This is a genomic window from Citrobacter koseri ATCC BAA-895 (assembly GCF_000018045.1).
Lineage (GTDB): Bacteria > Pseudomonadota > Gammaproteobacteria > Enterobacterales > Enterobacteriaceae > Citrobacter_B > Citrobacter_B koseri.
Genome location: NC_009792.1, coordinates 2,061,400 through 2,076,978 on the forward strand (window position 1 = coordinate 2,061,400; position 15,579 = coordinate 2,076,978).

At 52.9% G+C, this 15,579-nt stretch carries 17 protein-coding genes; 2 read left to right on the forward strand and 15 right to left on the reverse strand.

The window, feature by feature from the left end; genetic code table 11:
• Window positions 1-209: 209 nt before the first annotated feature.
• The 12 genes from CKO_RS09385 to gspC are packed head-to-tail and all read right to left on the reverse strand — an operon-like array spanning window position 210 to window position 11,000.
• Window positions 210-1,007 carry a prepilin peptidase gene (locus CKO_RS09385; protein WP_012133068.1) on the reverse strand — a complete coding sequence of 266 codons (798 nt, stop codon included), beginning with the start codon at window positions 1,005-1,007 and terminating at the stop codon, window positions 210-212.
• Window positions 1,004-1,489, reverse strand: a complete 486-nt coding sequence (locus CKO_RS09390; protein ID WP_012133069.1) for a type II secretion system protein M — start codon at window positions 1,487-1,489, stop codon at window positions 1,004-1,006. Before CKO_RS09390 ends, CKO_RS09385 begins: the two co-directional genes overlap by 4 nt.
• Window positions 1,486-2,631: a type II secretion system protein GspL gene (gene gspL, locus CKO_RS09395; RefSeq protein ID WP_012133070.1), complete on the reverse strand. Its 1,146-nt coding sequence runs from the start codon at window positions 2,629-2,631 to the stop codon at window positions 1,486-1,488. The genes CKO_RS09390 and gspL overlap by 4 nt, the downstream gene beginning before the upstream one ends.
• Before the next feature lie 15 nt (window positions 2,632-2,646).
• A complete protein-coding gene (gene gspK, locus CKO_RS09400; RefSeq protein ID WP_012133071.1) occupies window positions 2,647-3,663 on the reverse strand; it encodes a type II secretion system minor pseudopilin GspK in 1,017 nt (338 codons plus the stop codon).
• Window positions 3,660-4,325 (reverse strand): type II secretion system minor pseudopilin GspJ, encoded by a 666-nt coding sequence (gspJ, locus tag CKO_RS09405; protein WP_012133072.1) that lies wholly within the window; start codon window positions 4,323-4,325, stop codon window positions 3,660-3,662. The genes gspK and gspJ overlap by 4 nt, the downstream gene beginning before the upstream one ends.
• Window positions 4,322-4,702, reverse strand: a complete 381-nt coding sequence (gspI, locus tag CKO_RS09410; protein ID WP_012133073.1) for a type II secretion system minor pseudopilin GspI — start codon at window positions 4,700-4,702, stop codon at window positions 4,322-4,324. The genes gspJ and gspI overlap by 4 nt, the downstream gene beginning before the upstream one ends.
• Entirely contained in the window at window positions 4,695-5,180 is a 486-nt protein-coding gene (gspH, locus tag CKO_RS09415; RefSeq protein WP_012133074.1) for a type II secretion system minor pseudopilin GspH, read from the reverse strand. Before gspH ends, gspI begins: the two co-directional genes overlap by 8 nt.
• A complete protein-coding gene (gene gspG, locus CKO_RS09420) occupies window positions 5,180-5,629 on the reverse strand; it encodes a type II secretion system major pseudopilin GspG (protein ID WP_012133075.1) in 450 nt (149 codons plus the stop codon). Before gspG ends, gspH begins: the two co-directional genes overlap by 1 nt.
• Window positions 5,630-5,631: 2 nt before the next feature.
• Window positions 5,632-6,840: a type II secretion system inner membrane protein GspF gene (gene gspF / locus CKO_RS09425; protein ID WP_012133076.1), complete on the reverse strand. Its 1,209-nt coding sequence runs from the start codon at window positions 6,838-6,840 to the stop codon at window positions 5,632-5,634.
• Window positions 6,840-8,318, reverse strand: a complete 1,479-nt coding sequence (gene gspE / locus CKO_RS09430; protein ID WP_012133077.1) for a type II secretion system ATPase GspE — start codon at window positions 8,316-8,318, stop codon at window positions 6,840-6,842. Before gspE ends, gspF begins: the two co-directional genes overlap by 1 nt.
• A 14-nt stretch (window positions 8,319-8,332) precedes the next feature.
• On the reverse strand, window positions 8,333-10,255 hold the full coding sequence (gspD, locus tag CKO_RS09435) for a type II secretion system secretin GspD (protein ID WP_012133078.1): 1,923 nt from the start codon (window positions 10,253-10,255) through the stop codon (window positions 8,333-8,335).
• 13 nt (window positions 10,256-10,268) lie between these two features.
• Window positions 10,269-11,000: a type II secretion system protein GspC gene (gene gspC, locus CKO_RS09440; RefSeq protein WP_024130492.1), complete on the reverse strand. Its 732-nt coding sequence runs from the start codon at window positions 10,998-11,000 to the stop codon at window positions 10,269-10,271.
• A gap of 300 nt (window positions 11,001-11,300) precedes the next feature.
• Between gspC and CKO_RS09445 the strand changes: the two genes are divergently transcribed.
• Both CKO_RS09445 and CKO_RS09450 read left to right on the forward strand, forming a co-directional pair.
• Window positions 11,301-12,878 (forward strand): ExeA family protein, encoded by a 1,578-nt coding sequence (locus CKO_RS09445; protein WP_012133083.1) that lies wholly within the window; start codon window positions 11,301-11,303, stop codon window positions 12,876-12,878.
• Window positions 12,878-13,378 carry a hypothetical protein gene (locus CKO_RS09450; protein WP_012133084.1) on the forward strand — a complete coding sequence of 167 codons (501 nt, stop codon included), beginning with the start codon at window positions 12,878-12,880 and terminating at the stop codon, window positions 13,376-13,378. Before CKO_RS09445 ends, CKO_RS09450 begins: the two co-directional genes overlap by 1 nt.
• 86 nt (window positions 13,379-13,464) lie before the next feature.
• Here CKO_RS09450 and CKO_RS09455 read toward each other — a convergent pair whose 3' ends face one another.
• The 3 genes from CKO_RS09455 to CKO_RS09465 all read right to left on the reverse strand — a co-directional run bounded on the left by CKO_RS09455 (window position 13,465) and on the right by CKO_RS09465 (window position 15,531).
• On the reverse strand, window positions 13,465-14,088 hold the full coding sequence (locus CKO_RS09455; protein ID WP_012133085.1) for a helix-turn-helix domain-containing protein: 624 nt from the start codon (window positions 14,086-14,088) through the stop codon (window positions 13,465-13,467).
• A 292-nt stretch (window positions 14,089-14,380) separates the two neighbouring features.
• Window positions 14,381-15,211 (reverse strand): N-acetylmuramoyl-L-alanine amidase, encoded by an 831-nt coding sequence (locus CKO_RS09460; RefSeq protein WP_012133086.1) that lies wholly within the window; start codon window positions 15,209-15,211, stop codon window positions 14,381-14,383.
• Entirely contained in the window at window positions 15,208-15,531 is a 324-nt protein-coding gene (locus CKO_RS09465) for a heavy metal-binding domain-containing protein (protein ID WP_012133087.1), read from the reverse strand. Before CKO_RS09465 ends, CKO_RS09460 begins: the two co-directional genes overlap by 4 nt.
• Between the last annotated feature and the right edge of the window lie 48 nt (window positions 15,532-15,579).

Here is a 15,579-nt window from a genome sequence, read left to right on the forward strand (position 1 = left end):
GCATGGACGAATTGCAAACAGTAATTTATTTAAGACAACGGAAACCAACCCATTATAAAAATGAAATAATCTATTTCGCTTTACGCTCCTCCCTAAAATGGCATAAGCATTAATTCTATTAACTTATGCGACAATGATAATCTGGAAAATAAATAAGTTCCCTTTATTCCCTCGGCGAAAGAATTTAAAAAAACACTTGACCAACCGCGTCAGAATGTGAATTGCAATGTCTGGAAGATAAACATCGCCATTCCCGAAAAGGCCAGACAGGGACCAAAAGGAATTTGCCCCGATTTACTTACGCCAGAGTAAAAAAGTCCATACAGCACAATACCGCTTAATGCCGCAACCAGAATTAATAACGGTAACGCCTGCCAGCCGCACCAGGCCCCCAGCGCCGCCAGTAGCTTAAAATCGCCCTGTCCAAGCCCTTCCCGCCCCGTCAGCAGGCGAAAACTCCAGTACACCAGCCACAGAATGAGATACCCCGCAACGGCACCATATAACGCGCTCGCCAACGGCATCGTGTGGAAAACACAATGCAGCAGCAGCCCAGCCCACAGCAGCGGCTGCGTGAGACTATCCGGCAACAGCATATATTTCGCATCAATCATCGTGAGCGGCAGCAGACCGCACCATAAAACCCACAGCGCGATCAGCGTGACAAAGGAAGGGATCACCGCCGCCGTTGCCGCAAAAAAAAGCGCGCTGGCTAACTCTACCAACAGCAAGCGCAGGGGAATCACAGACTGGCAATGACGGCAACGACCGCGCAGGCAGCACCAGCTCAGTAACGGAATATTTTCCCACCAGGCCAGTTGATGCCCACAGTCCGCGCAGTGCGAGGCAGGAAAAAGTAAATTCCCCGCCCCTTCCTTTTCCATCACCATTGCGGGAACGCGCTCGCTGACTACACCAAGAAAACTGCCGAGGATCCCGCCCAGACAGGCGCTCATTATGCAAAACCCAATCGGCCAGCTTTCCCGAAACAACATGATCGTATTCATGCGTTTTTATTCCAGCTCAGCGTAATATTGGCTTTCACGTCGCTTTGACGATCGACCGGCCGCAAATCCATTTTTTGCAACTGAACGCCGGACGTGACATTCACTTCACGTAGCCAGTTTTTCAGTTCATAAATATTGACCTGTTCAACAACAAAAGAGAGTGAGCGTTCATCCTGACGAATATCAGACAACGCGAGATGGATCTCTTTCGCGCTCTCTTCAATAACCGTTCGCGGGTTGTTCGTTTTTAAGACTTTCGCCTGTAAATGATTTTTATCGATTTCGTCCCGCATCCAGCGCAGCGTCTCTTTTTGCCGCATTAACGTGGACTGGCTGTTTTGAATCATATGATCCAGCGGAATAATGCCGCCGTAATAAATTACCGCGCAGCACATCGCCGCCGCACATAGCGTAATAAGACCACGCTCGCGATCGCTGTAGTTTTGATAGCGTGCTTTTAATTGTGCAATTCGCTCTTTCATTTATATTTCCCCGTCACGATCGCCGTATAGGGTGACTGGTTCGAAACCGGTTGTAACGCAAAGTCAAAATGGGGGCTGGCCTGCGTAACGAAATCCTGTAGCGCCTGCGCGTTCGGCGAGGCCGCGTTCAGCGTCAACACATTCTGCGCGTTGTCATATTCCACTTCATTTATCTCAATAGCAGGCACAGACTGTTTAACCTGTTCCAGCGCCTCAAGTTGCAGAAAAATACCTTTACTCTGTTTTTTAATATTCTGACCAAAATGGTATTTGATATTGGTTTTCTGCCGCAGACTCGGGAAATAGTGTTGAGCGACCTGGGCAATCTCGGCCTGTACCTGATTTTCCTGCTGAACCAACATCCATGCCATTGCCACGCGTGGGCCAATCAGCAACCCCATCGACAGCAGCGCAGACACCGCCATTGCTGTCCTCAGATGACGAAATCGCCCCACCTCTTTGCCGCAGGCGGCAAATGCGCCATGCAGCATATTGGCGCGACACGCTTTCCATTGCGGCTGAATCAATACCAGCGGATGCTGCCACGGCAGTTGCTCAACGACATCAATACCCGCAGGCGCTTCGCCGTAGCAGCACACTTCGCCATCGCCGCCTTGCGCCAGCAACAGCGGCAGCAGCGTAGCATCCGCTTCGCAGGCGCCGAACGGCGGGAAACGCAGCCACCAGCTTTCGTCACAGGAAACCAGCGTACTGCCACCTTCGTTTACCGGCAGCAGAATGGCGTCCGGCAATACCTGAATCACCTTCAGTCCGGCCTCTTCGCACAGCGCAAGCCAGCGCTCAAAGCAGGTGGCGTCAATGGCCACGGCATCCACTTCCCGCCCTTGTTTCCGCAATACCGTCCAGTGCAGCGAGTCCACATCGCCGATCAGCGTCTCTTCCGCCAGCCATGAAAACGGTGTGGAGGCCGTCGATAACCCTTTTTTGGGCAGGGTAAAATGACGGAACACCATCTCACTGGCGGGCAACAGCAAACAAACGCGTGTCGCCAGGGGATGTACGGCAAGCGTTCTCAGCGCATCCCGACTTTCCAGCGTTGCCACCTGCTGGCTACCGGAGACGCACCATTCGATTTTCCCGTCCACGTTTGCATCGGGACGAATAAAAAGTACCTGTTTCATAGACTATGACTTTTCTTATTCAATCATTCGGTAACGGCGTTGCCAGGTTCTCACCTCGCCAGAGTCACGATCGACATGAATCTGGCTGACAACGCGCAGCGTTAAATCATCAGTATTACCGGTACTCTCGACCCGGAAATAGTGACTGTTCACCGCAACAAACGCCTGCATCTGCGCGAGGATCGCTTTGCTCTGCGGATAGTTTGTTTCGAGCGTTTTACTGAACGCGTCAACCGACGCCCACCCTTCTTCCGGGCGCGAGGCAATCAGCCGTGCTGCGTCATCCTCACTTAACGTCCCCGCAGACATCGCAGACAACAGCGGCGCCTGCCCGGGCTTCAGGGTATTCACGTCCACTTTGCTCTCCGTATCAGGCAGCGCGCACAGCACCTTGCTGGCGCGGGGATAAGCCGCCACCGGAAAACCCGGCAACCGTTTTATCTCGCTGATGGTGCGCATCATCTGATTCGCAGGAAGGCGCTGCGGCGTCACACCCGCCCAGGCGTCGCTTTCCAGAGCCTCTTTTGCGGTTGTGTTGTCAGCGTCCAGATAATCCACCAGTTGTTGATAAACCTCTTCCGCCACTGCCGTACTGATGCCGCTGTCGATCAGCAACTGTTCAACAATCTGCTCTTTCACCGGCTTTGTCGGCTGCGCGGCGGCGCTATCCGCAGGAGGCGCAGGGTCAATGGCCAGCAGACTGTTCACGTTAAAGCAGGTCTGGGCGTCCTCAATCTGGCTCACGACGGTATAGTTCTCACCCTGAGTTTCCAGCGGTTCGTGCCACGCGCCTTCTGGCGATAATCCATTGCTCTCACCGCTGGCGTCGGTTTGCAGACGATCTTTTATCGCCGCAGCCTGGCCTTGCATCGCCCAGCGCAGCTGCTGCTGACTGACCTGATAGCGGGTTTTCTGCAAATTTCGGCAAAACTGCTGACCGATCTTTGCCGCCAGCGCTGACATCATCACCAGCAAAATCAACACCACCAGCAGCGCGACTCCGCGCTGTTTTTGCGCCGATTGCGTGTTCATTGCCGTTCTCCACCGCGTGCTGGCGGAACCGATGCCGTAACGTCAGCAGGCGTGGGTTGTGCAGCCTCAGCGCTTTCGTCTTTCTTTGCTCCCTGGATTTCCGGCATGTCTCCCGGCGTCATAAACACCCAGCGCCAGGTATCCCCGTTTTCCATCGTCAGCGTCAGTTCGGCGCCTTCCGGCTGATGGGCGGTTTCAAGCCATGTCGTCTGCCAGCCCTGTCGCCAGAATCGCCACTTCATCGCTTTAACGTTGCTTAAAATCGGTACTTCTTCTGGACTCACGTCAGCCGGGCTATCAATGTCAGGCCAGACATCACGCCACAGGCGATGCGCCTCCAGCCGCCAGCGCACGCGTTCCAGTTGAATTTGCCCACTGACGCCGCTTACCGTCGTCAGCTCGACGGCATGTTGATCCAGACGGAACACATCCGTTTCATTGCGCGGCGCGCGCGGCTGGAGCTGAGAGAAATCGCGCTCCAGCAGGTTACAGGCTCGCTGAAGCTGATTAAGCGTCGTCGCAGCAGCATCCGTTGCCGTGGTGGTGCGCATCGCGCCGTCAAGGATTTGCCAGGCAAGGGTGCTGATCACGGCAAAAATCGTCAGCGCAATCATGATCTCCAGCAGCGTAAAACCTTGCTGGCGACGGAGTGGCGTATTCATTTGCGCTCCTTCGGCGGGACAACCCGCAGCGTGATGACCGGCTGGCCCTCTTCGCCTTCGGCATACACCTGGACTTCATCGGCAAACGCCTTGTCATCGGTTTTCACCCGCTGTTTGCGCCAGTTCCAGCTGCGTCCACCCATCGTTTCACTGCCTTCTTCAGCGACGTAGGGAAAAACGCTTTTTGCAAGCTGCGCTTGCGCGAGCTGGTTTTCCGCAACCCAACTGGCCTGTAGCGTATCGGCAAGACCGTGCGTAAAACGCACATTCAGCGAGACGGAATTCATCAACGCCAGCGCTGCGGTAGAAAAGATCACCAGCGCCACCATGACTTCCAACAGCGTCATGCCCTGTTCTTTCGCTTCCGGTTTAGTCATTGTTCTCTACCAAAACGGGTGAAGCGCCCTGCGACACCACGCGGAAATGGTGCTGTTTGTCATAGCTCTGCAACGTCAGCGTGAATCGGCTAATTTCCCCATCCGGTAAAAAGAGCACCTGCGGGTCGGCATCAGGCGTGGCCGCCAGACGCTGGGGAGCGAGCGAAACATGCATCTCTTCAGGAAACTGTCCGTGGGTGAAAATACGCCCGGCTGTCAGCGGCGCCCAATGACGCCCGCCGTTTTCCCCGGCCCACTTCACCAGCTGATATTCCGTTGGCGTCATCACCAGCCCGACTATATTTCCGTCCATCACTGCCCGATCAGAACCATATTCAACGAGGGATTGTAATTGCTGGCCTAATATATCTGCGCCGCTGCGTGAGGGTATTGTCGAAACCACCATCATGGCGCAGCTGGCAAAAATAACCAGCGCCAGAATAATTTCCAGCAATGTAAATCCACGTTGCTTATTCATTACTTATCTTTTTTATCTAAAGACCAGTTCGTTATATCATCGGCGGTATTCGCTTCACCATCCGGGCCGGAGGAGAAAACATCTACCGCGCCATGTTCGCCAGGGCTAACCAGAATGTAATCATTTCCCCACGGGTCCTGCGGCAGACGGCGAATATAACCGTCAGCACGATAGCCGTTGGGAATCGGCGCGATCTCCGGCTTCGTCACCAACGCCTGCAACCCCTGTTCGGTGGTTGGGTAGCGATGGTTATCGAGCTTATACATATCCAGCGAGCCTTCCAGTGCGACAATATCGCTGGTCGCTTTTTGCGCATCCGCTTTCTCTTTATTCCCCATCAGATTCGGCACCACCATGCTGGCCAGAACGCCAAGAATAACGATGACCACCATTAATTCGAGCAAAGTAAACCCAGCCTGACCTTTCAGGCTATTTTTTTTCACAGACATAATTAACCCACCATATTATTGAGCTGAAGAAGCGGTTGTAATATTGACAGTACGATAAATAAAACCACCGTCGCCATCGTCACCACCAGCGCCGGTTCGAATACCGACAGCGTTAATGTAATGCGATGTTGTAATGCCGACTCCTGGTTTTCGGCGGCGCGATCCATTAATGAACCGAGTTCGCCGCTCTCTTCGCCAGAAGCAATCATATAAAGCATGGTTGGCGGAAATAATCTGGCCTGCTCCAGTGCGTTATATAATGACGCGCCCTGACGCACGGTATCCGCCGCCTGTTCCAGTACCTGACGCGCATACAGATTCTCAATACCGTCCATCGCGATATACATACCTTCCAGCAACGGCACGCTACTGGCCTGTAAAATGCTCAGGGTGCGGATGTAACGGGCGCTGTTTATTGCACAGACCAGTTTTTTCAGCGGCGAACGGTTCACCAGCCAGCGGTGATATGCAAAACGATAACGCTCTTTTTTAAGCCAGGCGTTAAAAGCGATAAACGATCCGACAAGGCCGCCGCCGATAACCATTCCGTAAGCCTGCAAAAAATCGCTGACCGCAATCAGGGTACGGGTGGTGACGGGCAACTGCTGCTTCATATGCACAAACTGTTCGATGACCTGCGGCACCACCGCCACCAGCAGAATGGAGATAACCGCAATCGCCACCACCGTCAGGGTGATGGGATAGACCATCGCCTGCGACAACTTGCTTTTCATTTTCTGTCGCTGTTCGTTGTATTCAGCCAGCTTTTCCAGCACGCCGCCGAGATGCCCGGTCTTTTCCCCTGCCATCACCAGCGTGCAATAGAGCTTGTCGAAAGTACGCGGAAACTGGCTGAAAGCGTCGAAAAGCGTGTGCCCTTCCACCACTTTATCGCGGATCTCACCGACCATCACCGCCAGCTTTTTGTCTTCCGTCTGCTTAGAAATCGCCTTCAGCGCACTCTCCAGCGGCAGTGCGGCATTAACCAACGTCGACAGCTGGCGGGTAAACATTGAGAGCACCGGTGTCGAAAGTTTTGCGCCTTTCTGAGCCCCCTTTCCGGCGGCGCGCTCGCGGGTGAGCGTAATGCTGATCGGCATTAGCTTCTGTTCGCGCAGCGTCTGGCGTACCTGCTTTGGGCCTTCAGCCTGCAAGGCGCCGCGCCGGGTTTTCCCGGCGGCATCCGTAGCCGTCCATGCGAACCAGGCCATTATTCGTCACCTCCGCGCTCGGCGGTAACACGCATCACTTCCTCCAGCGAGGTGACGCCGGAGATCACCTTCAACAAACCATTTTCCCGCAGGCTGTAGGCCTGCTTAAACAGCTGAGTTTCAATCGACATTTCGTCTTTATCTTCATGAATAGCGCGGCGCATCGCGCTGTCCACCAGCAGAAACTCATGAATACCGGCGCGTCCCTGGTAACCGCTCTGGCGGCACTGTTCACACCCCACGGCGCGATAAATCACGTCGGGGGGACTCTCCATAAAACTGAACAGCGGTTTTTCATTATCATCCAGCGGACTGACGGCACGGCAGTGAGGGCACAGCCGACGAACCAGACGCTGGGCAATGACGCCAAGCAGCGATGAACCAATTAAAAACGACTCCAGCCCCATATCGCGCAACCGGGTAATCGCTCCCGCCGCGCTGTTGGTATGCAGCGTAGACATGACCAGATGGCCGGTAAGCGACGCCTGAACCGCAATCTGCGCGGTTTCGCCGTCACGAATTTCACCGATCATCACCACATCCGGGTCCTGACGGAGGATCGCGCGCAGGCCTCGGGCGAACGTCATATCCACTCGCGGGTTAACCTGCGTCTGCCCCACGCCTTCCAGTTCATATTCGATCGGATCTTCAACGGTAAGAATATTGCGTTCATGGCCGTTTAGCGCCGAGAGGATGGCGTAAAGCGTCGTGCTCTTACCGGACCCGGTCGGCCCGGTCACCAGGATAATCCCGTGCGGGCGGCCAATCAGTCCTTTGAGCTGTTCGAGTTCTTCGTCGATCAGCCCCAGTTTATTGATATCCGGCTTCAGGTTGCTTTTATCCAGCAGACGCATGACCACCCGCTCGCCATACTGCGACGGGATGGTTGAGACACGCACATCCACCGCTTTACGCCCAATGCGCAGGGAGATGCGACCGTCCTGCGGCAGGCGTTTTTCGGCGATATCCAGTTTAGACATCACCTTAATCCTCGATACCAGCAGCGGCGCCAGCTTACGCGCGGGCTGCAATACAGGACGCAGCACGCCGTCAACGCGAAAACGGATACTCAGCGTGCGCTCAAAGGTTTCGATATGGATATCCGACGCGCCATCCTTCACCGCCTCGCCAAGAATGGCGTTAATCAGACGGATAACCGGCGAGTTTTCATCGTTATCCAGCAAATCCTCGTTATCGGGGATCTCCTCGGTTAACGCCATCAGATCGATATTGGCATCCATATCATCAACCAGCTGCTGCGAAACACCGCTATTCTGCTGCCAGATTTTAGCCAGCATCTCTTCAAACGCTTCTGGCGTTAATGTTACCGGCGTAAAGGCACGCCCCAGCACGCGACGCATCTCCAGCAGGGCAAACGCGGGCGCATCCTCACGGATATATACGTCGTTGTGATAAAGCAGCACACCGTTGTCTTTTGCGAAGCTGCTGCTGCACAAATTTTTGCTTAATTCATCCACGCGACACCCCCGGCTTACTCTTTAAACGGATTGCGCGACGCCGTGGCTGGCGCAGCAGTGCTGGTGTTTACGGGCGACGGGAACGCGGGCAGAATGGCGTTATCACCCGGCTCCAGGATGCCCATTTTTTTCTCCTCCATACGCTGCTGCTGGCGCGCGCGCACCTGGTCGTATTTCTCTTTCGACGCGGCGCTGTAGTTGTCGTCATCGCGCAGAACGGTGGTATGGATAAAGACCATCAGGTTTCGCTTGGTGGTATCCTGCGAGGTGTAGCGGAACAGTTGCCCCACCAGAGGAATATCGCCAAGCAGCGGCACTTTCGACACATTCTGTTTGGTGACATTTTCGATAAGCCCTCCCAGCACTACCGTCTGCCCGCTGTGAACCATCACTTCGTTATTGATCGTGCGGGTGTTAAAGGTTGGGCCTAAAGACGAATCCTCCGTCGAACTGGCGTCCACGCTGGAAACTTCCTGCTCGATCTTCATGTGGATCATGTCGCCATCATTAATCTGCGGCAGGATCTTCAACTTCGTCCCCACCGTCTTACGCTCAACGGTGTTAAAGACGTTGTCGCCCGTCGTCGTCTGCGAACCAGAAAGCACCGGCACATCCTGACCAACGTTAAACGACGCTTCTTTGTTATCCAGCGTCACCACGCTCGGCGTGGAGAGAATGTCGTTTTTGCCGTTGGTCGACAGCGCCGTCATCAGCGCGCCGAAATCGCCGTTAAAGAAACCTGTCGCCATACCGGTAAAATTCACGCCTTTTATCGTCCCGTTCTTAACCTGGCCGATCGGCAGACCGGTTGCGCCAAACTGTACGCCGCCGTGTTTACTCGTCCACTGCACGCCGAGATCGGTTCCGGCGCCATCCTGCACTTCAGCGATAATGGCTTCCACCAGTACCTGGGGACGGCGAATGTCCAGCTTGTCGATCACCTTCTCAAGCGAGTTCATCACGTTCGGCTGCGCGGTGATCACCAGTGAGTTTGTCGACTCGTCGGCAGTAATATTCAGATCGGTCGCGGCAACCGGCGATTTACTTTTCGCCGCGCCCGGCTTGTCCTTCATCTGCTCTCCAATGCCCGTTAACACCGGCACCACTTTGGCGGCATTGGCATATTTCAGGTAAAAGACGCGGGTATTCCCCTCGTTATTCTGCTCGCGATCAAGCTGCGCTATCAGCGTGCGGGTACGCGCCCGCGCTTCTTCGCTGCCGCTAATGACCAGGCTATTCGTCTCCTCATCCGCCACCACTTTGGTCGCCAGTTGCGGTGCGTTCTGCCCTTTTTGCTCTTCGTTGTTGAGGTTATTCAACATATCCGAAAGTTCTTTCGCAGAGGCGTAATGCAGCGGAACGATTTCGCGCCGCTGTACGCCGGAACGATCGACGCGCTGAACCAGATCGACCAGGCGGTTCACCACCGAGGCTTTACCGGTGAGCAGCAGGACGTTCGACGGCTCAAAATGCACCACGTTGCCGATACCGGTCGCATCGTTCAGCTGGCGCAACAGCGGCGCCAGTTCGCGTACCGGTACATTTTCCATCCGCACGACGCGGGTAATAATTTCATCCCCTTTACCGGGATTTTTGCTGTCGGCAATCGGCGTTCCCGCGGTTCTCGCAACGGACGAACGAACCACTTTCACCATGCCGTTATCCATCGGAATCACGGAAAGTCCGTACAAATCCAGCACGCTGAGGAAAAACTGATAGTATTCATCTTCGGTCAGGACGTTATACGTCCGAACTGATACGGTTCCCTGTACCGACGGATCGACCAGAATCGTTTTATTAAGATTACGGCCAACCGTATCAATAAATTCACGAATATCAGTATTTTTAAAGCTGGCGCTAAAATTCGCCGCAAAGAGCGAACTGGAATATAACGCCAGAGTTGTCAGCGCCACGCACGCCCATGGAAATTTCTTCATGGCAATTCACTTGTTAGTTGTTTAAAACATTGACCTGAATATTTTCCAGGTGAGCGTGACGTCTTACGACTACCGCCGCTTCTTTCATTTTTGACCAGCCAGCAATGATGCTTTTCGCCTGCTCTTCTTTCGTCATATCGGTACTGTTCACCTTCACAACCACATCGCCCTTCTCCAGCCCACTGTTCTGAAAGAAAGACGAAGCATTGCGCGGGTTGATTTCGTACCCTTCCAGACGACCTTTTTCAATAAACGGTTTTAGCACCAGGACATCATTAAGATGCAGGCTCTCTGCACCGGCATCGTTTGTCGGTTTTTGTAGCGGGCCGCTTTCAACACCGCCTCTGAAATAATCAGGTTTCTTTAATGCCAGTACCTGCGTAGTACCTTCATAATTAACCACCACATTGTCGTTATTGATCTCCTCAATACAGGCGTCACTCACTCCCACGAGGCTTTCGCCTTCGCGATAACTTTGCTGTCCCGCAGGCGTTTTAATAACGGCAAACGATAGCCATTTTTCATCGCTGCTGACGATGCCTTCAATCTCGGCAGAGAGCGGCGATTTAACCGCTGCTGGCGTATTTCGCTGCCAGACGGCAGGTTGAAAAAGCGCAAATGACTTTTCTTTTTCGTCATTTTTACGCACGTTAATTTTTCTGTTATTTAACTTGTTTGTAACCTTATTATAGTTTTTAAAAACGACATACCCTTGATGTCCGCTGAATATCAGTAAAACAAACATCATGCAGGGTGCAATCAATCGGGAGAAAAGCTGCATCCTCATTATTTAAATGCCTTTAATAAAGCTAAATTTTGCAGCACCAGCTGCGCCAATCGGTGCGGCAAATAGTAATGAGCGGCAAGAAAGTCGACCACTCGCTTTCCCGGCAACTTTATTGCAGAAAAACATTGACGATTTCACTTACTGGTGTTAGCGAAAATAATCAGAGTAATTTTCTCCTGTCCGGTATTTGCCCGAATAAACCCGCTCAATTATTTTTAGCGCAACGTTTCCAGAAGCCAGAAAGTACAGCGAGACACCATGTATCAGCATCATTTTAAATTTTCCGCTCAGCCGTTTGGCAAACTCACCCGGCGAACGGGGGAGTTTTTCGTTCATTATCATCAGGACATCTTTTCCCTGTTGCAGGAAAAAACCAACGTGCCCGGCATCATCGGTCTGTTTTCTGACGAACCTGAATTAGACAATGCCTTTGTGGAAAAACTGCGTAACGGCGGCACACCTGCGCTGGCCATTAACGCCTTCCCCAAACTGAGCGCCAGTACGCTGCTCTATAAACTGAACCCTGCCGTTAAAGAGGGTAAAAACAAAATTTATGCCATTGATGCCATTTTGCGCCAATGGCATGAGGAAACGCCTTCGCGTAATAAAAAAGGCAAACTGCTGATCCTCTCCACGGCACAAGCCATGAAAGATAATTGTTGGGATATTCTGGGTATGTTGCTGACGCGGGCGCAAGAGCTGAACTTCCCGCTCACGATTCTTCTGACCGGCTCTCCCGATCAGAAATCCCGTCTTCTGGATCATTCTGGTTTACAGCCCCGCGTTCATACCTGCCTTGCGCTACGTTCGCTGACCTGCCGTGAATATCTCGACTACGTCGGGGCACAGATGGACGAACAAAACGTCGATACCTCGCCACTGACGCCCGCGCGGGTGCGCAGAATGCATGCGCTGACCAAAGGCCGCGTGACCGGACTCAATAAACTGGCGCATCTGGCGCTGCTTGCCGCATGGACCGAGCGGGCGATACAGGTTTCCCCACGCCATTTACGTCTGGCTGCCGGTGAACTCCTGCCGCCCACGCCGCGCGGTAAACGCCTGGCAACCGCAGGGCTGTTTGCCTCCGTCCTGTTCGCCTGCTGCGGCTGGTACTTTTCCGGCGCGATCGCGTCTCGCCTGCCGCAACAAGTGCCGGTTCCGGCCAGTTGGAAAAAGACGCTGCCTGAGGCGACTGCGCCTGTTATGCCCACCATTGAAAATGAGGTGGTGAATCAGTCGGACGCCATGCATCAGCTCTATCTTATGTGGGGTTATGATGCTTCCGCGAACGATGCGCTATGCCAGAACGCAGCGCGAGTGAACCTGATGTGTCGTCAGGGGAATTCGTCTTTACAGGCGCTGGAACAGGAAGGTTATCCGTGGGCAGGAGAGATCAAAACGGGTAATCACCTGAATTACGCCGTCGTGGCCCACGTTGATAAACAGTCGCTCGATCTTCTGATCAATAACCGAACCTGGCAGGTAAGCAGGCACTGGTTTAATCAACACGCCACCGGAAATTACACGCTTTTGCATCGTTTAACGCCGCAAGGGAAAGATGAGATTAGCGCGACCAGCGGCGATAAAGACCTGGCATGGCTGGATCAAACGCTAAGCCAGACGTTGAATGAACCGCTGACCCACTCGCGAAGCTGGACGGCTGAACTGGCAAAACGCACCCGTGAATTTCAGGATAAGGCAGGACTGCATGTCGACGGCATCGCCGGCGAAGAGACGCTGATGCAGTTAATGCGCGCAACCAACAGCGTTCCGGGCGTACTGGCGCAAACACTAAGCCAGAAGCAGGAACATAAAACGCAAGGGAACACGAAATAATGTCCACCATTTGCCTTGCTGCACAGCGCAGTTTCACGACGGGAGAAGCGGTCTATTTTGCCTGGCGCCTTCCGGCGCCCCAAAAAGTGCTGTTCCGCGCCATGATGTGGCTGCTGACCCTCTGCACGTTTATTATTGCCGGACTGTATGCCCATATTTACTGGAACTGTCAGCATCCGACGCCTGAGCCGAAACCGACAAAAGTGGAAAACCCGGATACCCGGCTTTCTGAGATGCACTATGTTTATATTTCGAAGCCATTCCCGCAGCCAGCCCCCAAACCGGCCCCTGCTCCCCAGGCGTTACCCCCATTGCAGGATGAAGCGCCGGTAAGTCAAGACAACGACTGGCGGCAAGCGCCGGAAGGCGATCTCTCGGATCGGGCATTGCCCGGCGCGGAAGAACAGACGCCATCGTTGAAAGCGCGTTTCCTGCAAGCGTTACAGGAGCAAAAAGAGGACTATCAGCAGGGAAAGATACCGGAACCGCCCGATGACTGATGACGCAAGAAAACATCATTACGCCTTAATGCGCCCCCCAACGGCCTCCGCTTCATTAGCTGAAGAGGAGACAATGGGAAATGTGATTAATATTTTTCTGGCAAGGTCGTCATCGACATTAATCGGCTTTTCTCAATGACGATATAGTTTCCTTTTTTAAGGTCAGAGAGAATTTTGATGATCGTACTGCGGGCAAAATTCGTATACTCCTGAATATAGTCGTATACATTGATGTCACGGTTATGGTGAATAATCAGCTCATTAATTTCGATTAAAAATTCACGAATAACAGAGTAAGCGCTACGGGCAACCAAAACATCATCACGTTTGCTAAGCAGGCAAATATACCATGACAGCACCCTGGTGAGATCTGGCCATAAACTGTGTTCAGTCAACAGGCGCATAAACTCATCTTTTTTGATTGAGCGCACGACGGTATTGGTACGAGCAAGCCCATACATATGCAGAGAACCATAAAATATGGCAGACAGCCCAAAGATACACTGCCCTTGCAGGGTAAACATACATAACTCATCGGAGGTACGGCGAAATTCAACGTCTCCGCTCACGATAATATGAATATATTCCGAGTCACTGGTGGTGATTTTCTGCCATTTTTTTAAGGTTTTTTCTTTATAACCTGACGTTAAAGAAATAATACGTTCCATTTCATGATGCGGACGAATTTTCTTACCGTAAATGCTTAACATATTATGCCTTTCAAAGAATATTGATTTAAATTTAATGACAAGCGACGAGCGATAACCTCAGCTTAATGTCACTCACTGATTCAACCTGGTTAAAAATAAAATTAAGCAAAAAAAAGATTGTGCGCGCTAAGTTTCACGACTTTTAGCGTATAAGAAATATCTTCCTGATAAAATCAATCATAGATGAGGGGAATTTAAAGTCAATTAACCATAGATTAATTTGATTTTTATCCAAAATGAATTTCGATGAAAATAAACAAGTTAACTGACTTTTATCACGACGTCAGCGCCATTAATTCTGGCCATATTTTTCCAGTAACGCATTAGCAATCGCTTGCGTTTGCGCATCCGCCACCCCGTTCCATAACGCCGGGCGGAAATGCATCTGGAACGCCATGATCACCCGCTGCTGTTCACGCGCGGTCATCTCCGGTTTGACCTCGTAACCATAACGCGAAAGCAAGTCGAGCAATGATGCGGGATCGACTGGCGTATTGGGCGCGCGTCCCGCCAGATAAAACACCACGCGCTGTTCATCAGGCCAGGCGCCAATGCCCTGCGCCGCCAGATCGCGCCAGGGGAACAGAGGGCCGGGATCGTCTTTACGCTGCGGGGCAATATCCGCATGCGCCACCACGTTTTGCGGCTTAATGTCGTAGCGGGCAATGATCTCTTTCGCCAGTGGGATCAGGGCCTGAATTTGCGCAGGTTCAAACGGGGCGAAGTATTTCATTCCCGCCGACTTTTGCCAGCCGCGATTTTCCAGTTCGATACCAACGGACGTGTCGTTGATGCGCGTTGCGCCGCGCCAGAAGCTGATGCCCGCGTGCCACGCCAGATCGTGCTCTGGCACCAGTTGCCAGATACGCGGCTTGCCGCGGTGAAGCGGCGGTACAGCAGGAATTAAATAGTGCGAGCTGACGTTTTTATCCGTTAACGTCGCCAGAGAGGTATCAAAGTCATCCGCCGTGTAGTGGATGACCAGGATTTTGATGCGCGGGTACGCCGCCTGTGCCTGATGACGGGTATCCAGCTGATACCCGTCTTTATCAATAATCCCTTTCTCGCCCGCGCACCCGGTTAACAGAATCGCGAACGCGACCAGCCAGAGCAGGCGTCTCATCGGCGCGTTTTTACCGCCGTCCCGCTGACGCTCACCATCAGCATACTGCTGTCTTTGCCTACGGTCTCATAGTCAATATCAATGCCCACAACCGCATCCGCACCCAGCGCTTTCGCCTGTTCGCCCAGTTCCTGAAAAGCGATTTCACGCGCTTTACGCAACTCTTTTTCATAGGAACCCGAACGTCCGCCGACGATATCGCGAATACCCGCGAAGAAGTCACGGAAAATGTTGGCGCCCAAAATGGCTTCACCCGTTACCACACCGCAATATTCCACGATGTTCTGCCCTTCCAGCGTCGGGGTTGTCGAAAACTGCATAGCCGATCTCCTTGTTTACCTAAGCACTCGATCTCAAACGCATTATCA

Coding starts and splice junctions, on each gene's coding strand:
- CKO_RS09385 (WP_012133068.1), bottom strand. CDS start 1,007: ATGAATACGATCATGTTGTTTCGGGAAAGCTGGCCGATTGGGTTTTGC.
- CKO_RS09390 (WP_012133069.1), bottom strand. CDS start 1,489: ATGAAAGAGCGAATTGCACAATTAAAAGCACGCTATCAAAACTACAGC.
- gspL (WP_012133070.1), bottom strand. CDS start 2,631: ATGAAACAGGTACTTTTTATTCGTCCCGATGCAAACGTGGACGGGAAA.
- gspK (WP_012133071.1), bottom strand. CDS start 3,663: ATGAACACGCAATCGGCGCAAAAACAGCGCGGAGTCGCGCTGCTGGTG.
- gspJ (WP_012133072.1), bottom strand. CDS start 4,325: ATGAATACGCCACTCCGTCGCCAGCAAGGTTTTACGCTGCTGGAGATC.
- gspI (WP_012133073.1), bottom strand. CDS start 4,702: ATGACTAAACCGGAAGCGAAAGAACAGGGCATGACGCTGTTGGAAGTC.
- gspH (WP_012133074.1), bottom strand. CDS start 5,180: ATGAATAAGCAACGTGGATTTACATTGCTGGAAATTATTCTGGCGCTG.
- gspG (WP_012133075.1), bottom strand. CDS start 5,629: ATGTCTGTGAAAAAAAATAGCCTGAAAGGTCAGGCTGGGTTTACTTTG.
- gspF (WP_012133076.1), bottom strand. CDS start 6,840: ATGGCCTGGTTCGCATGGACGGCTACGGATGCCGCCGGGAAAACCCGG.
- gspD (WP_012133078.1), bottom strand. CDS start 10,255: ATGAAGAAATTTCCATGGGCGTGCGTGGCGCTGACAACTCTGGCGTTA.
- gspC (WP_024130492.1), bottom strand. CDS start 11,000: ATGTTTGTTTTACTGATATTCAGCGGACATCAAGGGTATGTCGTTTTT.
- CKO_RS09445 (WP_012133083.1), top strand. CDS start 11,301: ATGTATCAGCATCATTTTAAATTTTCCGCTCAGCCGTTTGGCAAACTC.
- CKO_RS09450 (WP_012133084.1), top strand. CDS start 12,878: ATGTCCACCATTTGCCTTGCTGCACAGCGCAGTTTCACGACGGGAGAA.
- CKO_RS09455 (WP_012133085.1), bottom strand. CDS start 14,088: ATGTTAAGCATTTACGGTAAGAAAATTCGTCCGCATCATGAAATGGAA.
- CKO_RS09460 (WP_012133086.1), bottom strand. CDS start 15,211: ATGAGACGCCTGCTCTGGCTGGTCGCGTTCGCGATTCTGTTAACCGGG.
- CKO_RS09465 (WP_012133087.1), bottom strand. CDS start 15,531: ATGCAGTTTTCGACAACCCCGACGCTGGAAGGGCAGAACATCGTGGAA.